We start from the raw sequence: 20,819 nt of genomic DNA, 5'->3' as shown, positions 1-20,819 counted from the left end.
CGGGTGAATGAATATTTTTATCCAATCGTTTTCGGTGTCATAACAGGGACCCTTGCAAGAATTTTTATGCTTAGAAGTGATTATCGCCAATATCCCACCTATTTGCATGGTAAAGTCATACATCTTGCAATAGGATTCATTGCGGCTGGTTTAGGTAGTATAGTTCTCCCAGCTGTTTTTGAGGAAGAATTTACAGCCATAACTTTTTTGGCTCTTGCCGCTTCTCAATTTAGGGAAGTCAGGAACATGGAACGTAATACATTAACAGAATTGGACCAGTACGAGCTAGTTAAAAGAGGGAGTACATATATTGAAGGGATTGCCATCGCATTCGAAGGTAGGAATTATCTTGTAATCATGACTTCCTTGGTTTGCACAGGGGGATATTTAATATGGAATGTATGGGTCGGAATCGTTGCTTTTTTACTATCACTTATAATTTGCAAAAAATTCATGACAGGTACACATCTTAAAGACATTGTAGAGATTGAATACGTTAAGCCACGATTCGAAGGACCAGGGTTGTATGTTGATAATATTCATATTATGAATATTGGACTTCCAGATAGACAGAAAGCATTGCTAGAGCATGGAATGGGATTTATCCTAAAACCGAAAAACTTCAATGTTCGTTCTACAATATCTAATTTAGGCCAAAGACAAGCAATTCTACATGATGTATCTACAGCAATGGGTGTGTACCGTGATTCAGGGACACCGTCTTTGATTCCTCTGGTAAAAAGGGATTTAGAGGATGGAAGAGTCGCAGTATTCGTATTGCCACAGGAAAAAGATGTAGAACAAGCAATCAGAGTCATTGGGAATGTTCCTACTTTAGAGAATGCAATTCGAATGCCGTCAGAATCGGCTGACCGCAAAATGAAGGGAAGTGGACCTCATGGCACTTGAAAAATGTATTTTAGCTGTGGTCACTACGAAACCTGAAAAAGTACCATTTGGAGGCTATGTGTTTCATTGCGAATCAAAGGATGAGATGGAGCATTTCGCAGCGAATCTAGAAGCAATTCTTGATGGAATAGCCCATATGCTTTGCGAAGAAATGCTAATAATTGTAAAACATTAGTTGTGTAGTGTAAATAGATAGGTTTACGACGCAAGAGAGTTAGTTTAGTCATCATTTTGTAATGGATAAAGATTGTTGTTGTTAGGATAATTTGGTACTATTAGATAGCTATACCCTTCTTAGTGGACAAGAAGGGTTCTTTTCGCTAGCAAGATACAATTGGACAAAACAAATCATGCAGTTTTCGGGAGGTACCATTTTGGGCTCAAAGTCAGTTTGGGCCTTGCCTATTGAATCTGCTTTTGAAAAATAAAAAAGAAAGGGTGACTTCCATGCCAAAACCAGTCGTTGCAATTGTTGGAAGGCCTAATGTAGGGAAATCCACCATTTTTAACAGAATTGTAGGAGAAAGAGTATCCATTGTCGAAGATATTCCAGGAGTGACACGTGATCGAATTTATAGCTCAGGGGAATGGTTGACTCACGATTTCAATATAATTGATACAGGCGGAATTGATATCGGTGACGAGCCGTTTTTGGAGCAGATTCGTCAACAAGCAGAGATTGCCATTGATGAGGCTGATGTCATCATTTTAATGACGAATGGTCGAGAAGGGGTTACTTCTGCAGATGAAGAAGTAGCTAAAATTCTATACAAAACGAAAAAACCAGTGGTTCTTGCAGTCAATAAAGTGGACAATCCTGAGATGAGGGACCAAGTATATGATTTTTATTCCTTAGGCTTCGGTGAACCGTTCCCGATTTCGGGTACACATGGTCTTGGTTTAGGGGATCTTTTAGATGAAGTAGCTAAGCATTTCCCGAATTACAATGGTTCGGATTATGATGATGATGTTACGAAGTTTAGCTTAATAGGTAGACCGAATGTAGGGAAATCCTCTCTTGTAAATGCTCTTTTAGGGGAAGATCGAGTAATTGTTAGTGACATTGAAGGTACTACTCGTGATGCTATTGACTCTCCTTACACGTATAATGGACAAAAGTATGTCATTATTGATACAGCAGGGATGAGGAAAAAAGGAAAAGTATACGAAAGTACAGAAAAATATAGCGTATTACGTGCTTTGCGTGCAATTGAAAGATCAGATGTAGTCCTTGTCGTCCTTAATGCAGAAGAAGGCATTCGGGAACAAGATAAAAAAATTGCTGGTTATGCACATGAATCTGGTAGAGCTGTCATCATTGTTGTGAATAAATGGGATGCGGTTGAAAAAGATGAAAATACAATGCGCGATTTTGAGAAAAATATTCGTGAGCATTTCTTGTTCTTAGATTATGCACCAGTTGTTTTCCTTTCAGCTAAAACTAGAAAAAGGACACATACGTTAATTCCTGTAATAGATACTGTAAGTGAAAATCATTCAATGCGTGTTCCAACCAATGTATTAAATGAAGTCATCACTGATGCTGTAGCAATGAACCCAACTCCAACACATAAAGGTCAGAGATTGAAGATTTTCTATACGACACAGGTTGCGGTCAAACCACCAACATTTGTCGTCTTTGTAAATGAACCGGAACTACTTCATTTCTCATATGAGAGATTTTTAACGAATAGAATTCGTGATGCATTCGGATTTGAAGGCACACCGATAAGGATATTCGCAAGACAAAGAAAATAAAAAGGTTGTGATGATATGGTTCATAGTCGTGAAAAAGTCGCAGTAATTGGTGCAGGAAGCTGGGGGACAGCTCTTGCAATGGTTCTCGCTGACAACGGCCATGATGTCCGCTTATGGGGGCATAACGCAAGCCAAATTGAAGAAATAAACACATATCATACAAATAAAAAATATTTACCTGAAATTGAATTGCCTGTTTCAATCATTGGCTATGATTCATTAGAGAAAGCTCTAGATGGAGTGGAGAATGTAATTCTTGCTGTACCTACAAAAGCGATTCGTGAGGTACTTTCCTCCATTTCGGAAGTTATTTCACATCCTATTGTTGTCGTCCATGTGAGCAAAGGGATCGAACCAGATACACTCCTTCGCATTTCAGAAATGATTGAAGAAGAAATGCCATCTGAACTATTAAAAGATGTTGTAGTCTTATCTGGGCCAAGCCATGCTGAGGAAGTAAGTTTGCGACACCCTACCACTGTTACGGTTTCTTCAACAAATATGAACGCAGCGGAAGTCATTCAAGATCTGTTCATGAACACGAATTTCCGTGTGTACACGAATGCTGATGTAATTGGGGTTGAAATTGGGGGAGCATTGAAGAATATTATTGCTCTTGCTGCTGGAATTACGGATGGCCTTGGTTATGGTGATAATGCCAAAGCAGCACTAATTACAAGAGGATTAGCCGAGATTGCTCGCCTTGGTACAACTATGGGGGCAAACCCACTTACCTTTTCAGGATTAACGGGTATAGGTGACTTAATTGTTACCTGCACTAGTGTGCACTCTCGAAATTGGAGAGCTGGAAACATGTTGGGACAAGGGCAAAGACTTGATGAAGTGCTTGAAAATATGGGAATGGTTGTCGAGGGCGTCCGTACTACTAAAGCAGCTTACCAGTTAGCTCAGAAATATGAAGTGAAAATGCCGATTACAGAAGCATTGTATGGTGTGTTATTTAATGGCGAACCCGTAAAGGCAGCCGTTGATTCGTTGATGTCTAGGACAAAGAAAGCTGAAATGGAAGACTTAGTCAATATCTTGGATGTGACTAAATAATTCCCTTCACTCCATTATTTTAGGAAATTTCAATGAATATAGGCATTTATGGGTGCAGTGGTTCACCTTGATGCATACTATACAGAGTACCAAACTGGTCAATGAACCTAAAATGGTGATAAATTAGTCAGAAAACAGGAGAATCGAAATAAGATTTTCCTGTTTTTTTTCTGCTTATGATATAATACTTTTCGTGAAAAGGAGTGAATTCGAAATGACACCAGCTTTACAAAAGATGTGGATCTCACTTGCATCAATGGGATTTATGTTTTTATCCATTATTTTGATTTATCTAAGCCGCTATAAACTAAAGGGGTTTTTCCGTGTATTGACTGCTATCTTTGCGTATATGTTAATGATCATTTCAGGCATAATCATATTTTTAGTAGTCCTAAGCGGACCGACGAATGGGTGACAAGATGAATATACATATTAATAACCCAAGTAAAAAATGGAGCTTTATTCTTTTATGTATAATCCTTTCATTTTTATTGACAGGCTGTCTATATCCTACTGATCAAAGAAAGGAAAACCAGGTTCCATATAAAGATCAAATAATGATGGTACAAACAGCAGTCAATCAATACAAGACGGATCAAACTGGTTTGTTACCAATCAAAACGACAGAAGCAGGGACACCTATATATCAAAAATATTTAATTGACTTTAAAAAGATCGTCCCAAAATACTTAGCAGAACCTCCAGGAAATGCATATGAAAGCGGAGGGGTTTTTCAATACACACTTGTGGATGCTGAAACTAATCCTACTGTTAAGTTATTTGATATGAGAATTGCAAACACATTGCAGGACTTGAATATCCGATTGATGGTTTATCGCCAAGCGAATGGTTATCCTCCTTTTAAGGAGAGATTGACCAATGATGTTTATACATTGGATTATAAAAAGCTTGGAGTAAAAGAAATCCCTACTGTATTAAGTCCTTTTTCTCAAAAACAATTAGGATTAGTGATAGATACTAATGGAGAATTATTTGTCGATTATACTCCAGATTTAATCTCTGCGCTTGAAAACAATAAGCATAATTTCAAACCAGGTGATGATATTCGTAATATTTTAGTTGAAAACTCATTCTTTGTTCCAGCCTATTCTTTGCCCTATACAATCAGCGAAGATGGAAAGATGCCGAAATTCATGACAAAATAGGAATAACCCTTTTCCTGTGCAAATATATTGCAGGAGAAGGGTTTTTTGTTTTTTCAACAAGTACTTAAAACTTAGCATATTGCTGCAATTATATAAATGTCACCAAAACCTTTCCATCAGAAACCGATATGAATTAATCATTTTTGCCAACTAGCATGAGAATATTATGGTTCTGGTAAACCATCATTCAAAATAGTGGGCGTAGCGTCAAAAATAGGGGTTTGTGTTCTCCGGCAATGGAAGATTTGGAAAACCTAAAAGAAAAAAGGAGGCATATAAGAAAAAATAAGCATATTTGTACAAGGTAGTCTCATACACATATATTGTCCAATACTATTAAAAATGGATAGAAAAATCCCAGGAACTCTAAATATCGGGAGGGAATCTCGTGGAAAAAGTAGATATTTTTAAAGATATTGCAGAACGGACTGGCGGAGACATTTATTTAGGAGTTGTTGGTGCTGTACGTACTGGCAAATCCACCTTCATAAAAAAATTTATGGAATTAGTAGTGATTCCTAACATTCGAAATGAAGCTGATCGATCCAGAGCACAAGATGAACTACCACAAAGTGCAGCCGGAAAAACAATCATGACAACAGAGCCTAAATTTGTCCCAAATACTGCGGCATCTGTAAAAGTGGATGATGGGCTTGAAGTGAACATTAGATTAGTTGACTGTGTTGGCTATACCGTACCGGGAGCAAAAGGATATGAGGATGAAAATGGTCCTCGAATGATTCATACTCCATGGTATGAAGAACCAATTCCATTTCATGAAGCAGCAGAGATTGGCACAAGAAAAGTCATTCAAGACCATTCCACTTTAGGGGTAGTCATAACGACAGATGGAACAATCGGTGAAATCCATCGCTCGGACTATGTTGAAGCGGAAGAAAGAGTGATAAATGAGCTTAAGGAAGTAGGAAAACCATTTATCATGGTAATCAACTCTGTCCAACCTCATCACCCAGACACAGAATTGTTACGTACATCCTTGCAAGAGCAGTACGACATTCCAGTGCTAGCCATGAGTGTTGAAAGTATGCGTGAATCAGATGTTCTTAACGTTTTGCGTGAAGCATTATTCGAATTCCCTGTATTGGAAGTGAATGTTAACCTTCCAAGTTGGGTTATGGTTCTTCGGGAAAATCACTGGTTACGTGAGAGCTATCAGGAAGCTGTTAAAGAAACAGTTAAGGATATTAAGAGATTGCGTGATGTGGATAGAGTCGTTAGCCATTTCAATGACTTCGAATTCATCGACAGTGCTGCCTTGGCTGGTATCGATATGGGGCAAGGGGTGGCAGAAATTGATTTACATGCCCCTGACGAACTATACGATACGATCCTTAAAGAGATTGTAGGTGTCGAAATCCGAGGGAAAGATCATTTGCTGGAATTGATGCAGGATTTCGCACATGCCAAAGCTGAGTATGACCAAGTGTCTGATGCATTGAAAATGGTTAAGCAAACGGGATATGGCATTGCAGCGCCTTCTTTGTCTGACATGAGTCTAGATGAGCCTGAAATCATCCGTCAAGGAGCTAGATTTGGTGTTAGATTAAAAGCGGTAGCCCCGTCAATCCATATGATTAAAGTGGACGTGGAATCAGAATTTGCACCGATCATTGGAACAGAAAAACAAAGTGAGGAATTAGTCCGATACTTAATGCAAGATTTCGAAGACAATCCACTTTCAATCTGGAATTCAGATATCTTCGGACGCAGCTTAAGCTCCCTTGTTCGTGAAGGAATCCAAGCAAAGCTTAGCCTAATGCCAGAAAATGCGCGTTACAAATTAAAAGAAACCTTAGAAAGAATCATTAATGAAGGCTCTGGTGGGTTAATCGCGATTATATTATAAACATAGAGTGCTCAAATGGTCGAAAATGACGACTGTTTGAGCATTTTTTTGTTTCGTATTTGGCCGCCAAATATTAAAATGCCGGGCTTTTCAAGCTAACCTAGACAACTAAAGTAGAAATACTAAAATGGATCTAACCAATGAGGAATTTTGTTTAGGTTTTTGATTGTTTTTGTCGAAAAATCGATATTTATTGATTTTCGAATGTATTTTTCCAGTTTCGATTTAAATTCTTTCAGTTTCGATAAAGATATGGGGTTCCTTCTAAAAAACCATTAAATATCAAAAAGTATTTTGGATTTTAAGGTAGAATTTACGATAAAAATGCATTTTTCAGTTATTAATGGACTATAAAAGTCTTCTTTTAATTCAAATGAGTCAAAAAACAACACTATACTTTAACAAAGCATTTGTTTTAAGGATATTTTTCTAAAAAAAGACTATCCTTAAAAACTATTATCTATTTACAAGAACCTAAAAATAATGGTTAAATAAATTGCAACTTGAAAATAATCCCTTATCCTTATCAGAAAATTTTTACGCTTTATGAGAGAAGGGTTTAAACCTTGATATTTAAGGGAAAGATGGCATTTGAGGACAAAAACCAAGAAAATTGTTAATTTTAAACAAAAGATTCTCATTATTTATTGAATTCTCTTGCTAACCCTATGTGATTATGATAATCTACTAACAGAAAACGCAGAGTAAAGCCATTCTACCGATACTCGTATTTATTTTTTCTTGCAATTGGTAGAGATTTGATAGTAGAATAAGCCGCAATGATTATTCATGGATTATTCGGTATTACATACTTCTTTTTTTGAAAAATTCCTTTTGGGAGGAGGTGAATGGCATGAACAAAACAGAACTAATTAATGCAGTCGCAGAAGCTAGCGAACTTTCAAAGAAAGACGCAACAAAAGCTGTTGATGCTGTTTTTGATACAATTCTAGACGCATTGAAAAACGGTGATAAGGTACAACTTATCGGTTTTGGTAACTTCGAAGTACGTGAGCGTGCAGCCCGTAAAGGTCGCAATCCACAAACTGGTGAAGAAATCGAAATTTCTGCAAGCAAAGTTCCTGCATTCAAACCAGGAAAAGCGCTTAAAGACGCTGTTAAATAATCTAGCCATAAATTAATGGCAAAAATCTTACATAATTAAGGCCTGTCTACATGACAGGCCTTAATTTTTTGAATCCAAATACACAATTCTTCTACATATTTTGCGTCTGTTTTTGTAAATGTGCTAATATGAAGACGTGAATACATAAAACTATGATTGGCCTTTTGGGAGGATATTAGATTGACGAATATAAATCACGCACAAATTGAAGAAGCGATACGAATGATCCTAGAAGCGGTAGGTGAAGACCCTAATAGGGAAGGGCTACTGGATACTCCAAAACGAGTTGCAAGAATGTATGAAGAAATCTTCTCTGGATTAAGAGAAGATCCATCCCAACACTTTCAAACTATTTTTGGAGAAGATCACGAGGAATTGGTCTTAGTAAAAGATATTGCCTTCCATTCAGTTTGTGAACATCATTTAGTGCCGTTTTACGGACATGCACATGTAGCATATATCCCTAGAAATGGCAAGGTAACGGGATTAAGCAAGCTTGCTAGAGCTGTAGAAGCAGTCGCTAAAAGACCACAATTACAAGAAAGAATCACTTCTACGGTAGCTGATGCGATAATGGGGAAACTTGAACCTCATGGTGTTATGGTCATTGTCGAAGCAGAGCATATGTGTATGACAATGCGTGGCGTAAAAAAACCTGGGGCTAAAACGGTCACATCCGCAGTTCGTGGAATATTTGCAAAAGATTCGAAAGCAAGGTCTGAAGTTTTATCATTGATTAAATCCTAGCCTACATTGTCATGGGGGTACTTCAAATGAAAGAAAAAGTGATGGACTATGTTGTTATTAAAGCGATAGAAGATGGAGTCAATGTAATCGGTTTGACACGTGGTTCAGATACTAGATTCCATCATTCTGAAAAATTGGATGCAGGTGAAGTAATGATTGCACAATTTACAGAACATACTTCTGCAATCAAGATCAGGGGCAATGCGAAAATCTTTACACCTTTTGGACAGATGGAAAGTGAAAAGAAATAATGTTGCTTATAAAAAAATGCATAAACCGAGCCACTAATCCCATTGTATGTTATAATGACATGTGCTTTTAAGGTTTTCGCTTAAAAATAATGGTATATGGAAATAATAACTATACATAATTTTGGCTACAAGGGTGATGAAAGGTGAAGGATTTGAACATGTACATGGAAGAACTCAAAAGTTTAATTTTATCAAAGGCAGGACATCCTTACCTTCTTCACTTTTTAGAAAAGCCGTTCATTGATGATAATAAACTTTTCCTCCTTGTATCTATGTTAGAGGATTTGGACTTATCGGATGAAGAGATTGATAAATATATCACTTCTACCATGTTAGTTCAAATTGCCTTGGATACCCATGAACTAGTAACTAATTCAACCCTTAAAACTGAAAATATGTCCATTTTACGCAATAGACAACTAACAGTGCTTGCAGGGGATTATTATAGCGGGCTCTATTACAAGATCTTGTCTGATATCAGTCAAGTGCCACTTATTCAAGCATTAGCTGGAGCCATAAAGGATATCAATGAACAAAAAATTAAAGTCTATCAATCGACGATAGATGATATAAATGACCTTTTAGATAGCGTTAGGATCATAGAAGCATCCCTTGTCCTAACGATAGCTGAATTTTTTAATAAGACTGCCTGGTCTGAATATATTTCGAACCTATTGCTTTTGAATCGTTTAATTGACGAAAAGCAAGCTTTTGAAAATAAAAAGGGCTCACCAATTGTCGATGTATTGAAGAAAATCTTGTTTCCGAAAATGGGAATGCATTTGACTGATGACCAAAGAATTTTCGTTGTCCGAAAATTGGATCAATGTATCATACATGTGAATAACCTTACCGAGCAGGCAAGAAAAACGCTGACCCCTATCAATGAACAAGTGAAAATCAGATTAGATGCGATAGGTAAACATAATTTGGTAATTGCCAATTCGTTCGCGGAAGAAGGGTAAACAATGCAACATTCGAAAGAGGAAAAAGTACACAAAGTCTTTGAGAAAATATCACAAAACTACGATAAAATGAATTCAGTCATCAGCTTCCAACAGCACATTAAATGGCGTAATTCCACGATGAAAATCATGAATGTGAAAAAAGGTTCAAAGGCTCTAGATGTTTGCTGTGGAACTGCGGACTGGACCATAGCATTGGCACATGAAGTAGGGAATGAAGGAATTGTTAAGGGGGTAGACTTCAGCCAGAACATGTTGAATGTCGGAATCGAGAAAGTAAAAGATCGACACCTTGAACAAGTCGAATTAATTCATGGCAATGCAATGGAACTGCCCTTTGAAGACAATACTTTTGATTATGTGACAATAGGATTTGGTTTAAGGAATGTACCCGACTACCTTCACGTTTTAAAGGAAATGAATCGTGTTTTAAAGCCTGGAGGTATGGCAGTTTGTTTAGAAACTTCACAACCTACTATGATAGGGTTTAGACAACTCTATTATTTTTACTTCAGATTTTTTATGCCTCTATTCGGAAAACTTTTTGCAAAAAGTTATAATGAATATTCTTGGTTACAGGAATCAGCTCGGGATTTTCCAGGAATGAAAGAGCTTGCGAATATGTTTAAGCAAGCAGGTTTTGAAAAGGTTACATATAAACCTCATAGTGGTGGAGTTGCTGCAACACATATTGGGTATAAACCTAACTAATTAAGAGAGTTACTATTGGTTGTTAGGCCACGGGTCTAGCTTCGGATTATCAAACATTCGGGAGTGCCTACAAGATCCAGGACGATATTGTTTAGTGGTCGTCCCATACAAATGGGCTCTTCTCGCATTTTTTAGAAGACTTGATGAAGTAAAGCTGGGTGGATTAAATGAAATTAAAAATGTTGTATTCTTTTTTGAATGCAGACCTACAAATAATCGAAAAAGAATTAGAAGCTACCATTCAAGCAAATTCGCCTGTTCTTCGTGAGGCTTCTATGCATTTATTGCAGGCAGGTGGGAAAAGAATTCGCCCAGTGTTTGTTTTATTGGCGTCAAAATTTGGAACACATGATATTCATGTGACGAAGAATGTGGCCGTTGCCTTAGAATTGATTCATATGGCTAGCCTAGTACATGATGATGTCATTGATGATGCAGAATTAAGAAGAGGTGCGCCAACTATTAAGTCTAAATGGGACAATAGGGTAGCAATGTACACGGGTGATTATATTTTCGCTCGTTCATTAGAGTTGATGGCTAATATTGACAATTCAGTTGCGCATCAAATTCTTTCCAACACTATTGTAGAAGTTTGTATTGGGGAAATTGAACAAATTAAGGACAAGTTTAATTTTGAACAAAACATCAAAACATACTTCAGAAGAATTAAGCGTAAAACTGCTCTTTTGATAGCAACGAGCTGTCAACTTGGTGCGGTTGCTTCAGGTGTTTCAGAAGATATACATAAAAAGTTGTTCCTTTTCGGATACTATGTCGGTATGTCTTATCAAATCACAGATGATATTTTGGATTTTACTGCATCTGAAAAAGATCTTGGCAAGCCTGCGGGAAGTGATTTACTACAAGGAAATATTACCTTACCGGTATTGTATGCCATGGAACATGACAGCAATAAGGAAATCCTGGAATCGATCAATGAAAATTCAACTCAGGAAGACATTGCCCGTGCAATCAGTGTAATTAAGTCCTCTGGTGCCATCGAACGATCAATAGCTGTAAGTGATTTGTACTTGAAAAAAGCACTGTTCATTTTAAGGCAATTACCAGAAAACAAAGCTAAGAAAACATTCATGGAAATTGCGAAAAATATCGGAAAACGAAAATTCTAATAGATTTTGGTCATTATATTGCGAATTTTTTAAATCAATGATAATATTTTTCGTGGATTGTCCATTTGGATGTCACATACATACAGGAAATAGGAGTGGATTACTAACATGGAAAAAACTTTCTTGATGGTAAAACCTGACGGAGTACAACGTCAGTTAATTGGTGAAATCGTTTCTCGTTTCGAAAAGAAAGGGTTTACATTAGCTGGAGCTAAATTAATGTCAATCTCACAAGAGTTAGCTGAGCAACACTATGGTGAGCATAAAGAACGTCCTTTCTTCGGAGAGCTAGTAGATTTCATTACTTCAGGCCCAGTATTTGCAATGGTTTGGGAAGGCGAAAATGTAATCGCTACTGCTCGTCAAATGATGGGTGCAACTAATCCTAAAGATTCTGCTCCAGGAACAATCCGTGGTGAATTTGCTGCTACAGTTGGTAAAAACATCATTCACGGTTCTGATTCACCTGAGAGTGCAGAGCGTGAAATTGGTCTATTCTTCAAACAAGAAGAACTAGTAGAATACACAAAATTAATGAACGAGTGGATTTACTAATACGAAAGTATATAAATCCATTTAAAAAACTCTATCGCCTTGATAGAGTTTTTTTATTGCTAAGTAAAAGTTCATTGTTGAATTGACACTATGTTGATTGGAGTGGAAGGCGCAAGACTCCTGCAGGAAATGCGGGTAAAAGGAAACACCACAGGCGCAATGCTCCGAATAGTCTACTTTACCCCCTCGGAAAGCGAGTGCCTCTCGCTGCAATCAACAAGCTAGTTTAGTGAGGCATTATGTATAATTGTGTTTTCGGTTTTCTTTGAATTTTTTGTTAAATTACATAAAAATATAAAGTAAATTCCAAGATATTCCGCTATACTTTAATTATTATAAAAGGTTCCTTTTATGGGAGTTAGAGGAGTAGAAAATCAATGTCTCAGGACTATCAAGAATTTATTGCACAGGTAAAAATATTGACTGGAATCGATTTGAATTTATATAAAGAAGCACAAATGAAACGAAGGTTGACCTCCCTTTATGAAAAGAAAGGATACGGAAGTTTCCGTGATTTCCTTTCAGCAATCAAAACGGATAAACAAATGCTAAACGAATTTTTAGATAGAATGACCATAAATGTATCGGAATTTTATCGAAACGGTAAGCGATGGGAGGTTTTGGAGGAGAAAATTCTACCGCGCCTTTTACAATCGAATAGGAAACTTAAGATATGGAGCGCTGCTTGTTCTACTGGTGAAGAACCTTATACAATTGCAATGGTATTATCAAAATTTCTTCCATTATCGCAGATTAAAATTTTAGCTACTGATATCGATGACAATGTAATTGCTAGAGCAAAAATAGGAGTATATCATGAACGATCCTTGAATGAAGTACCTTCTCCTATTAAGGCAAAATATTTTGATAAACAAGGCGATTATTACAAAGTAAAAGAAGAAATTAAGAATACAGTTACTTTTAAAAAACATAATTTACTTGCTCTAGCTTTTGAATCAGATTATGATCTAATCGTTTGTCGCAATGTTCTAATATATTTTACTGAGGAAGCAAAAGAACAGCTTTATAATAAATTCAGTCAAGCATTAAAACCTGAGGGTGTTTTTTTTGTAGGAAGTACAGAACAAATTTTTAATCCTTCTAAATACGGGTTAGAAACAGAAGATACTTTTTTTTATAAAAAAGTGTAAAATGAAAAAAGATAACCATTCAAGGGTTTGAAATTAAGTTGATTAATTTCAAACTTTTTTTGTACACATTATTTTTATTTATGATATAGTGTTACATAACACTACAGTGCTTTTAAGCGCTAAAGTATATAGATTCAGAAATGGGGGTACCACCAAGTGAGATACTTAACTGCAGGAGAATCACATGGACCAAAACTTACAACCATCCTTGAAGGGCTTCCAGCAGGGATGCCATTAATCGCCGAAGATGTAAATAAAGATCTTGCTCGTAGACAAAAAGGTCACGGTAGAGGTCGTAGAATGCAAATTGAAAAGGATACGGTAGAAATTACATCCGGGATACGCCATGGGTCAACACTAGGATCACCCATTTGCTTAGTTGTAGAAAATAATGATTGGAAGCATTGGACAAAAATAATGGGAATTGAGCCACTACAAGAGGATGCGGATGATGTAAAAAGGAAAATAACTAGACCACGCCCAGGACATGCAGATTTAAATGGTGGCATTAAATATGGACATAGGGACCTTAGAAATGTCCTTGAAAGGTCATCTGCCAGGGAAACAACGGTAAGGGTAGCAGCAGGTGCTGTAGCGAAGAAACTTCTTTCACTACTAGGAATACATATTGCTTCACATGTGGTTGAAATTGGGGGAGTAAAAGCTGAGCGAACTTCAGAATTAACTATTTCACAAATACAGGAAATATCAGAAGCTTCACCTGTTAGGTGCCTTGATCAAGATGCTGGGCAAAAGATGATGCAAGCGATCGACGATGCTAAAAGCAATGGTGACTCCATTGGTGGGATTGTTGAAGTAATCGTGGAAGGGATGCCAGTTGGTGTTGGTAGCTATGTGCACTTCGATCGGAAGCTCGATTCTAAATTGGCCGCAGCTATTGTCAGCATCAATGCATTTAAGGGAGTAGAGTTTGGAATTGGCTTTGAGGCAGCAAGAAAATTTGGAAGTGAAGTCCATGATGAAATAGGCTGGTCCGAAGAACAAGGATATTTCCGTCAAACCAATCGTTTAGGTGGGTTAGAAGGTGGAATGACTACAGGCATGCCAATTGTATTAAGAGGCGTGATGAAGCCTATTCCTACTTTATATAAACCTTTGAAAAGTGTAGATATTGATTCTAAAGAAACGTTTGAAGCTAGTATTGAGAGATCGGATAGCTGTGCCGTTCCTGCGGCTGCGGTTGTAGCAGAAGCGGTTGTTGCATGGGAATTGGCATCTGCGATAGTCAATCAATTTCCATCAGACAAATTTTCCACTCTTCAGAATTTCATAGAACAATATAGAGAAGAAACAAAGGGATTTTAAGTGCATGAAAGTACAGCACATTAAAACTCAAAGTAAAATTTATCCAGTCATTATTGACAAAAAAGCAATCTTTTCCATAACGGATATTCTGGCTGAAAAGTTCAAGAATCATAAAATATGGATTATCACGGATGAGAATGTGGCCCCTCTTTACCTGGACTTTGTAAAAACAGCGATTAAATCCAAGCTTCAATCTCCCATTTTTCACACAATCGTCCCAGGGGGTGAAGAAGCTAAATCACTTGAAGTATTTCAAGCTTGCCATACCGATGCACTACAAGCAGGACTTAACAGAAAATCTATTGTCCTTGCATTAGGTGGTGGGGCAGTTGGAGACTTAGCTGGTTTTGTAGCTGCCACGTATATGAGAGGGATTCCCTTTATTCAAATACCGACAACAATATTGGCACATGATAGTGCTGTAGGTGGGAAAGTGGCTGTCAATCATCCGCTAGGGAAAAACATGATAGGGACGTTCTATCAACCAGAGGCTGTTATCTACCATTTAGATTTCCTATCAACATTGCCTAAAAAAGAAGTGCTTTCTGGTTATGCTGAAGCGATTAAACATAGTTTAATTGCTCCCAAACCATTTTATACTGAAATGCGAAACCGGATTGTTTCTTTCGAAGATATTGCAGATGAGAATCTATCGTGGTTTCTAGAAGAAGGCATTGAAGTAAAATCTAACATTGTTGCAGAAGATGAAAAGGAAACAGGAGTTAGAGCATATTTGAATTTCGGACATACACTTGGTCACGCTATCGAAGCCCAACTAGGATACGGAGTCATTTCCCATGGTGAAGCGGTTCTTCTAGGGATGGTATTCGCGTTACAATTAAGTATTGAATATATTGAATTGGAGTTCGATCTTGCCCAATTTAAGAAATGGGCACAGGATTTAGGATATACATTAAGAATTCCAAAAGAACTGGAACCTACTACTTTACTCTCCACTATGAAAAAAGATAAAAAAACAACCACTGACCGAGTAAGATTTGTATTGTTATCATCAGTTGGTTCACCAGTTATGAAAGAATTTTCAGATGTAGAGATATCAAAGGTTCTACAAACCATGTATTAGAAAAGAAACTTATGAAAGGGTGGTAGTATGATAAGGGGAATCAGGGGGGCTACTACCGTCTCTATGAATGAAGAAAAGGAAATCTTGCATAATACCGAAGAGTTAATTCTTCAAATCATTAACGAAAACCAAATTGAACCTGAATCTGTGGCTTCAGTTTTCATTTCTGTTACAGAGGATATAACAGCTGGATTTCCTGCAAAGGCTCTTAGGAACTTTGAGGGATGGTCATTTGTCCCAGTGATGTGCATGCAGGAGATTCCTGTCCCTGGTTCATTGCAAAAGTGTATCCGAATCATGATGCACGTTAATACGTCAAATCCTCAGAATGAAATAAAGCATATTTATTTAAAAGAAGCAATTCAGTTGAGACCAGATTTAAGTCATTCCAATAAATAAGGAGAAGACCGCCGTGAAATGGAACGAATCCGTCTTATCATTAAAGCCTTATCAACCTGGAAAATCAGTCGATGAAGTAAAAAAACAATTGGGATTAAATGAAATAACAAAATTGGCCTCCAATGAAAATCCATATGGGAGTTCTGACATTACGAAACAAGCATTATATGAATGGAATCGATCCTTCGCTTTATATCCTGATGGATACGCTACTGTATTGAGAAGTGCTTTAGCTAATTTATATAATGTGCGAGAAACACAATTGATTTTTGGGAATGGTTCGGATGAAATTATTCAAATAATATCCAAAAGCCTGTTGGAACCAGGAAAAAACACAGTTATGCCTACACCTTCTTTTCCTCAATATAAACATAATGCAGTTCTACAACTAGCTGAATCAAGAGAAGTTGCGCTTGTGGAAGGGGCACATGATTTAAATGAGATGCTAAATAGAGTAGATGAGCATACATCTGTGGTTTGGTTATGCTCGCCTAACAATCCGACCGGTCTTTATATCCATAATGGAGATTTAATCAATTTCCTTGAACAAGTGCCATCCAATGTGTTGGTAGTTTTGGACGAAGCATATTATGAGTACGTAACTGCGGAGGATTATCCAGATACACTTGCTTTCTTAGAAAAGTTCCCTAATATCATCATTCTTCGTACTTTTTCGAAGATTTACGGTTTAGCAGGTTTCCGTGTTGGTTATGGAATTGCTTCTGAAGAAATCATTTCAAAACTTGAACCTGCACGGGAACCTTTCAATGTAAATAGCCTTGGGATGTATGTGGCTGCTAAAGCATTGGAGGATCAAACGTTTATTGTGGAATGTAAAAAGAAAAATGCAGAAGGACTTGAGAAATTTTATAGGTTCTGTAATGAGTCTGGACTTAATTACTACCCTTCTCAAGGGAATTTTATTCTAATAGACTTTGGAATAGATAGTGATGAAGTCTTTCAATTTTTACTTTCCAAAGGTTTTATAGTAAGGTCGGGAAAAGCACTAGGCTTCTCTACTTCGATTAGAATAACTGTTGGTACAGAAGAGCAAAATGAGAAATTAATTCAATTCATGAAGGAATTTATTAAAACGCCGGTGTAAAAGCCGGCATTTTTCCTTATGATTAATATAAAGTTGAGGAGGGAGAAGTTAGAATGAGGGGGAATATCTTTGTCATAGGAATTGGCTTGATTGCCGGTTCAGTGGCCCTTTCAATCAAACAAGCTCATTCTTCGGCAGTTGTGATAGGCTACGATATTAATGAGCAAAATATTCAATTGTCCAAAGCGCTAGGTATCATAGATAAAGCTTGCAATAGTTTTGAAGAAGGCGCCAAAGAAGCTGATTTGATAATTATTGGAACACCTGTTAAACAAACAGAAGAAATTTTGGAACAGCTAACTAAAATAGACTTAAAGCCTCAGGTAATTGTAACGGATGTAGGCAGTACAAAGAAAAGAATAACGGAAAAAGCACAACCTTTAATAGATCAAGGCTATACATTTATCGGTGGGCACCCAATGGCAGGATCGCATAAAAGCGGTCCTGCTGCAGCAAAAGCGCATTTATTTGAAAATGCTTTTTACCTCTTGACTCCATCTAATCATGTGGAAGATAGAAAGCTTGCAGAATTAAAAGCATGGCTTAGTGGCACAAAGGCGAGGTTTTTAGTAGTGGATCCCGATAAACATGATGAATTAACGGGTGTGGTTAGTCATTTTCCCCACTTGATTGCAGCCTCCTTGGTTAATCAAGCTCGTACGAGAAATCTAGAGGATGATTTAGTAATGAGATTGGCGGCGGGGGGCTTTAGAGATATAACTCGAATAGCATCCAGCAGCCCTGAAATGTGGAGAGATATCTTCATTCATAACAAGGACGTATTGATATCTTTATTAGATAAATGGGTGGATGAAATGGATGATCTCAAAACACAATTACTAACTGAAAATGAAATTGGGTTATTCCGTTATTTTCAACAAGCTAAAGACTTTAGAGATGGATTGCCTGTTCAAGAAAAAGGGGCATTGCCTTCGTTTTATGATCTATTTATCGATGTACCAGACTATCCAGGTGTCATCTCTGAAATTACAGGCCTGTTAGCAAAAGAAAGTATTAGTATAACTAATATTCGTATTTTAGAGACACGTGAAGAAATATACGGAGTTTTGGTGATTAGCTTCCAAACAGAAGAAGATAGAATAAGTGCAGAGAAGTGCATACAGTCAAATACCACGTATGAAACATATCTTTCGTAATTAGAAAGGAGCATATATGAAAGTTCTACCTTTAAACACTAATGCCTTACGCTTAAAAGGTGAAATTCAGGTCCCAGGCGATAAATCCATCTCTCACAGATCCATCATGCTTGGTAGTATTGCTGAAGGCAAAACTACCGTTTCTAATTTCCTTCCAGGAGCGGATTGTTTAAGTACGATTTCGTGTTTTTCCCAGATGGGAATTGTTATTGATAGAAACGGGGATTCTGTAACCATCCATGGAAAAGGGGTGAATGGATTACAAGAGCCTGAACAATTATTGGATGTAGGAAACTCAGGAACGACAATCCGATTAATCATGGGGATACTTGCTGGTCAATCCTTCTTCTCTGTGTTGGCAGGAGATGAGTCCATTGCAAGACGGCCAATGGTACGGACAGTGACTCCCCTTCGCGAAATGGGGGCTGTGATTGATGGAAGAATGGAAGGGAAACGGACTCCCATTAGTATCAGAGGTGGAAATCTTACACCAATTACATATGAATTGCCGGTCGCAAGTGCACAAGTCAAATCATGTGTATTATTGGCAGGTCTTTTTTCAAAAGGGACAACCACTGTCATTGAAAAAGAAAAAACAAGAGACCATACGGAAAGAATGCTTGCTAAATTTGGAGTGAATGTGGAAATCGAAGGTCAGAAGATATCTATTGAAGGGGAACAAACGTTAAAAGGGACCCATATTAACGTTCCTGGCGATATTTCTTCTGCAGCTTTCTTTTTGGTTGCAGGAGCATTGGTAGAAAACAGTGAAGTCAGATTGAATAATGTAGGGATTAATCCCACTAGGTCGGGTATTATCGATGTTCTGAAAGAAATGGGAGCAGATCTTGAAATCCATTCTTATAATGAGAATGTTAAGGAAGAACCAGTCGCAGATTTAATTATTAGAACTTCAAGTCTTAAAGGTACAGAGATAAATGGAAGTTTGATTCCTCGTTTAATAGATGAAATTCCTATCATCGCATTATTGGCAACACAAGCGGAAGGAAAAACGATAATTTCTGATGCAAAAGAGCTAAGAGTAAAAGAAACAGATCGAATTCAGACAGTAGTAGAAGAATTGTCCAAACTTGGGGCAGACATAGAAGCTACAGAAGATGGGATGATCATTAATGGAAAAACGCCACTAAACGGTGGTTCAGTGAATAGCCGTGGTGATCACAGAATTGGAATGATGCTTTCGGTTGCAGCCCTTCTATGCAAAGAAAATGTGGAATTGGAAGACTCGGAAGCAATCAATGTATCGTATCCTAACTTCTTCGAACACCTACAGAGTTTATTAAAGTAATGTGGTTAAATATAGGAGAAGCCTAATAGGACTAAGGTTCAAAAGGGCTTCTTTTTCTGTATTTGAATGGATTATCCAACATATTTTCACTAGACTAATCATACATTGCCTTAAATAAGTAAAGAAGAGAGGTAATGCGATGCCATATGTAGTCGAAAATATGTCCATTGTTCAAAATGGTTTCTTGCAGAAAACCAATCTTGTTGTGAAGGAAAATAGAATTTATAGCATGTATACACCAGTCAATCGGTTGAAATTTATCCGAATGGATTTGGACAAGTATATTATGACTCCTACAAATGTCTATCTCTATTCGATGGACAAGGAGTTGGATTCAGGGCTTTGGAGAAAGATGCTTCAGCTTGGAGCGGATACTCTACTTGCTATATTCAAAATTGATTTTGAATTTCATATACAAACACAATATAAGCAAACAATTGAACAATTAAAAGACTTTCCTCTGGACTATTCAATAGGATTAAAAATCCCAATTCACCTTTTATCTTCAAAAGTGATTCGTTTTTGTAAGAGAGAAAAAATCCCTACTATTTTTGTCGAAGTTGAAACCTATGAATCCATGCATAAATTAGCCTGGGAAAGAGTAAAAGAAGATTTATTTCCTTATCAATCTGTTCTGATCCCTATCTTTACTGGTGAATCAAAACAAAATGTCAATCTTGAAAAGAAATGGAAGGAACTAATGGAGGACCATCGGATTCCAACTGCATTTGTTTCACACCTTTTCAATCAAAACCTTTCCTTGCAAAATTTGAAGAAATTTGGACTATACCCGAAAAAAGGGTTTTTGCATATTGGTGGTGAACTAAACTATAACCTCTATCGTAAGGAAGAGGTTGATACTAAATATGTCGTTAATGAAAGCAATTATGATAAAATAGATTTTACTGTTTTCAAAAACACGGTGGTCAGGGCAGGGGACAATTTCTACCAACCTGATGGTCTCGGTGAAAGGCTTGATATAAAAGTACCTGGATTCTTTCAATAATATTTTATCCTTGTAAAATTTTAGCGATTAATATA

At 37.2% G+C, this 20,819-nt stretch carries 22 protein-coding genes; all 22 read left to right on the top strand.

Features of this window, described 5'->3' with window-relative positions:
* Nucleotides 1–3 precede the first annotated feature (3 nt).
* Nucleotides 4–909, top strand: a complete 906-nt coding sequence (locus G3O09_RS08190; RefSeq protein WP_163101007.1) for a YIEGIA family protein — start codon at nucleotides 4–6, stop codon at nucleotides 907–909.
* Nucleotides 899–1,084 carry a capping complex subunit for YIEGIA gene (locus tag G3O09_RS08185; protein WP_163101006.1) on the top strand — a complete coding sequence of 62 codons (186 nt, stop codon included), beginning with the start codon at nucleotides 899–901 and terminating at the stop codon, nucleotides 1,082–1,084. Before G3O09_RS08190 ends, G3O09_RS08185 begins: the two co-directional genes overlap by 11 nt.
* A gap of 272 nt (nucleotides 1,085–1,356) precedes the next feature.
* Complete coding sequence (der, locus tag G3O09_RS08180) at nucleotides 1,357–2,667, top strand: ribosome biogenesis GTPase Der (protein WP_163101005.1); 1,311 nt, start codon at nucleotides 1,357–1,359, stop codon at nucleotides 2,665–2,667.
* Nucleotides 2,668–2,682: 15 nt separating this feature from the next.
* Entirely contained in the window at nucleotides 2,683–3,729 is a 1,047-nt protein-coding gene (locus G3O09_RS08175; RefSeq protein ID WP_163101004.1) for an NAD(P)H-dependent glycerol-3-phosphate dehydrogenase, read from the top strand.
* A gap of 214 nt (nucleotides 3,730–3,943) precedes the next feature.
* Complete coding sequence (locus G3O09_RS08170; RefSeq protein WP_163101003.1) at nucleotides 3,944–4,144, top strand: DUF2768 domain-containing protein; 201 nt, start codon at nucleotides 3,944–3,946, stop codon at nucleotides 4,142–4,144.
* Nucleotides 4,137–4,895 carry a hypothetical protein gene (locus G3O09_RS08165; RefSeq protein WP_240338379.1) on the top strand — a complete coding sequence of 253 codons (759 nt, stop codon included), beginning with the start codon at nucleotides 4,137–4,139 and terminating at the stop codon, nucleotides 4,893–4,895. Before G3O09_RS08170 ends, G3O09_RS08165 begins: the two co-directional genes overlap by 8 nt.
* Nucleotides 4,896–5,283: 388 nt before the next feature.
* The gene (gene spoIVA, locus G3O09_RS08160) at nucleotides 5,284–6,762 is read left to right on the top strand and encodes a stage IV sporulation protein A (RefSeq protein WP_163101002.1); all 1,479 of its coding nucleotides are present in this window, start codon (nucleotides 5,284–5,286) and stop codon (nucleotides 6,760–6,762) included.
* 853 nt (nucleotides 6,763–7,615) lie between these two features.
* Nucleotides 7,616–7,888 (top strand): non-specific DNA-binding protein Hbs, encoded by a 273-nt coding sequence (gene hbs / locus G3O09_RS08155; RefSeq protein ID WP_163101001.1) that lies wholly within the window; start codon nucleotides 7,616–7,618, stop codon nucleotides 7,886–7,888.
* A gap of 180 nt (nucleotides 7,889–8,068) precedes the next feature.
* On the top strand, nucleotides 8,069–8,635 hold the full coding sequence (folE, locus tag G3O09_RS08150) for a GTP cyclohydrolase I FolE (RefSeq protein WP_108671119.1): 567 nt from the start codon (nucleotides 8,069–8,071) through the stop codon (nucleotides 8,633–8,635).
* A gap of 26 nt (nucleotides 8,636–8,661) precedes the next feature.
* Nucleotides 8,662–8,886, top strand: coding sequence for a trp RNA-binding attenuation protein MtrB (mtrB, locus tag G3O09_RS08145; RefSeq protein WP_163101000.1), 225 nt, complete (start codon nucleotides 8,662–8,664; stop codon nucleotides 8,884–8,886).
* A gap of 143 nt (nucleotides 8,887–9,029) precedes the next feature.
* On the top strand, nucleotides 9,030–9,851 hold the full coding sequence (locus G3O09_RS08140) for a heptaprenyl diphosphate synthase component 1 (protein WP_163100999.1): 822 nt from the start codon (nucleotides 9,030–9,032) through the stop codon (nucleotides 9,849–9,851).
* A 3-nt stretch (nucleotides 9,852–9,854) separates the two neighbouring features.
* Nucleotides 9,855–10,562, top strand: coding sequence for a demethylmenaquinone methyltransferase (locus G3O09_RS08135; protein WP_163100998.1), 708 nt, complete (start codon nucleotides 9,855–9,857; stop codon nucleotides 10,560–10,562).
* A 167-nt stretch (nucleotides 10,563–10,729) separates the two neighbouring features.
* Nucleotides 10,730–11,692, top strand: a complete 963-nt coding sequence (hepT, locus tag G3O09_RS08130; RefSeq protein ID WP_163100997.1) for a heptaprenyl diphosphate synthase component II — start codon at nucleotides 10,730–10,732, stop codon at nucleotides 11,690–11,692.
* Between the two features lie 108 nt (nucleotides 11,693–11,800).
* Nucleotides 11,801–12,247, top strand: a complete 447-nt coding sequence (gene ndk / locus G3O09_RS08125) for a nucleoside-diphosphate kinase (RefSeq protein ID WP_163100996.1) — start codon at nucleotides 11,801–11,803, stop codon at nucleotides 12,245–12,247.
* Between the two features lie 377 nt (nucleotides 12,248–12,624).
* Nucleotides 12,625–13,398, top strand: a complete 774-nt coding sequence (locus G3O09_RS08120) for a CheR family methyltransferase (protein ID WP_163100995.1) — start codon at nucleotides 12,625–12,627, stop codon at nucleotides 13,396–13,398.
* 156 nt (nucleotides 13,399–13,554) lie between these two features.
* The gene (gene aroC / locus G3O09_RS08115; RefSeq protein WP_163100994.1) at nucleotides 13,555–14,724 is read left to right on the top strand and encodes a chorismate synthase; all 1,170 of its coding nucleotides are present in this window, start codon (nucleotides 13,555–13,557) and stop codon (nucleotides 14,722–14,724) included.
* Between the two features lie 4 nt (nucleotides 14,725–14,728).
* Nucleotides 14,729–15,808: a 3-dehydroquinate synthase gene (gene aroB / locus G3O09_RS08110; RefSeq protein ID WP_163100993.1), complete on the top strand. Its 1,080-nt coding sequence runs from the start codon at nucleotides 14,729–14,731 to the stop codon at nucleotides 15,806–15,808.
* A 27-nt stretch (nucleotides 15,809–15,835) separates the two neighbouring features.
* Nucleotides 15,836–16,207, top strand: coding sequence for a chorismate mutase (gene aroH, locus G3O09_RS08105; RefSeq protein WP_163100992.1), 372 nt, complete (start codon nucleotides 15,836–15,838; stop codon nucleotides 16,205–16,207).
* A 13-nt stretch (nucleotides 16,208–16,220) separates the two neighbouring features.
* Nucleotides 16,221–17,312: a histidinol-phosphate transaminase gene (gene hisC / locus G3O09_RS08100; protein ID WP_163100991.1), complete on the top strand. Its 1,092-nt coding sequence runs from the start codon at nucleotides 16,221–16,223 to the stop codon at nucleotides 17,310–17,312.
* A gap of 53 nt (nucleotides 17,313–17,365) precedes the next feature.
* Entirely contained in the window at nucleotides 17,366–18,469 is a 1,104-nt protein-coding gene (locus tag G3O09_RS08095) for a prephenate dehydrogenase (RefSeq protein WP_163100990.1), read from the top strand.
* Between the two features lie 16 nt (nucleotides 18,470–18,485).
* A complete protein-coding gene (aroA, locus tag G3O09_RS08090; protein WP_163100989.1) occupies nucleotides 18,486–19,778 on the top strand; it encodes a 3-phosphoshikimate 1-carboxyvinyltransferase in 1,293 nt (430 codons plus the stop codon).
* A 139-nt stretch (nucleotides 19,779–19,917) separates the two neighbouring features.
* The gene (locus G3O09_RS08085; protein ID WP_163100988.1) at nucleotides 19,918–20,784 is read left to right on the top strand and encodes a hypothetical protein; all 867 of its coding nucleotides are present in this window, start codon (nucleotides 19,918–19,920) and stop codon (nucleotides 20,782–20,784) included.
* Nucleotides 20,785–20,819: the final 35 nt, after the last annotated feature.

The sequence above is a fragment of the Peribacillus alkalitolerans genome (assembly GCF_010882125.1).
Classification (GTDB): Bacteria; Bacillota; Bacilli; order Bacillales; family DSM-1321; genus Bacillus_BN; species Bacillus_BN alkalitolerans.
Note: the sequence above shows the minus strand (reverse complement) of the source record. Positions and strands in the feature narration are given on the sequence as shown.

Bases quoted from the DNA above. Each gene is read 5' to 3' on its own strand.
- G3O09_RS08185 (WP_163101006.1), top strand. From the start codon at position 899: ATGGCACTTGAAAAATGTATTTTAGCTGTGGTCACTACGAAACCTGAA.
- der (WP_163101005.1), top strand. From the start codon at position 1,357: ATGCCAAAACCAGTCGTTGCAATTGTTGGAAGGCCTAATGTAGGGAAA.
- G3O09_RS08175 (WP_163101004.1), top strand. From the start codon at position 2,683: ATGGTTCATAGTCGTGAAAAAGTCGCAGTAATTGGTGCAGGAAGCTGG.
- G3O09_RS08170 (WP_163101003.1), top strand. From the start codon at position 3,944: ATGACACCAGCTTTACAAAAGATGTGGATCTCACTTGCATCAATGGGA.
- G3O09_RS08165 (WP_240338379.1), top strand. From the start codon at position 4,137: ATGGGTGACAAGATGAATATACATATTAATAACCCAAGTAAAAAATGG.
- hbs (WP_163101001.1), top strand. From the start codon at position 7,616: ATGAACAAAACAGAACTAATTAATGCAGTCGCAGAAGCTAGCGAACTT.
- mtrB (WP_163101000.1), top strand. From the start codon at position 8,662: ATGAAAGAAAAAGTGATGGACTATGTTGTTATTAAAGCGATAGAAGAT.
- G3O09_RS08135 (WP_163100998.1), top strand. From the start codon at position 9,855: ATGCAACATTCGAAAGAGGAAAAAGTACACAAAGTCTTTGAGAAAATA.
- hepT (WP_163100997.1), top strand. From the start codon at position 10,730: ATGAAATTAAAAATGTTGTATTCTTTTTTGAATGCAGACCTACAAATA.
- ndk (WP_163100996.1), top strand. From the start codon at position 11,801: ATGGAAAAAACTTTCTTGATGGTAAAACCTGACGGAGTACAACGTCAG.
- G3O09_RS08120 (WP_163100995.1), top strand. From the start codon at position 12,625: ATGTCTCAGGACTATCAAGAATTTATTGCACAGGTAAAAATATTGACT.
- aroB (WP_163100993.1), top strand. From the start codon at position 14,729: ATGAAAGTACAGCACATTAAAACTCAAAGTAAAATTTATCCAGTCATT.
- aroH (WP_163100992.1), top strand. From the start codon at position 15,836: ATGATAAGGGGAATCAGGGGGGCTACTACCGTCTCTATGAATGAAGAA.
- G3O09_RS08095 (WP_163100990.1), top strand. From the start codon at position 17,366: ATGAGGGGGAATATCTTTGTCATAGGAATTGGCTTGATTGCCGGTTCA.
- aroA (WP_163100989.1), top strand. From the start codon at position 18,486: ATGAAAGTTCTACCTTTAAACACTAATGCCTTACGCTTAAAAGGTGAA.
- G3O09_RS08085 (WP_163100988.1), top strand. From the start codon at position 19,918: ATGCCATATGTAGTCGAAAATATGTCCATTGTTCAAAATGGTTTCTTG.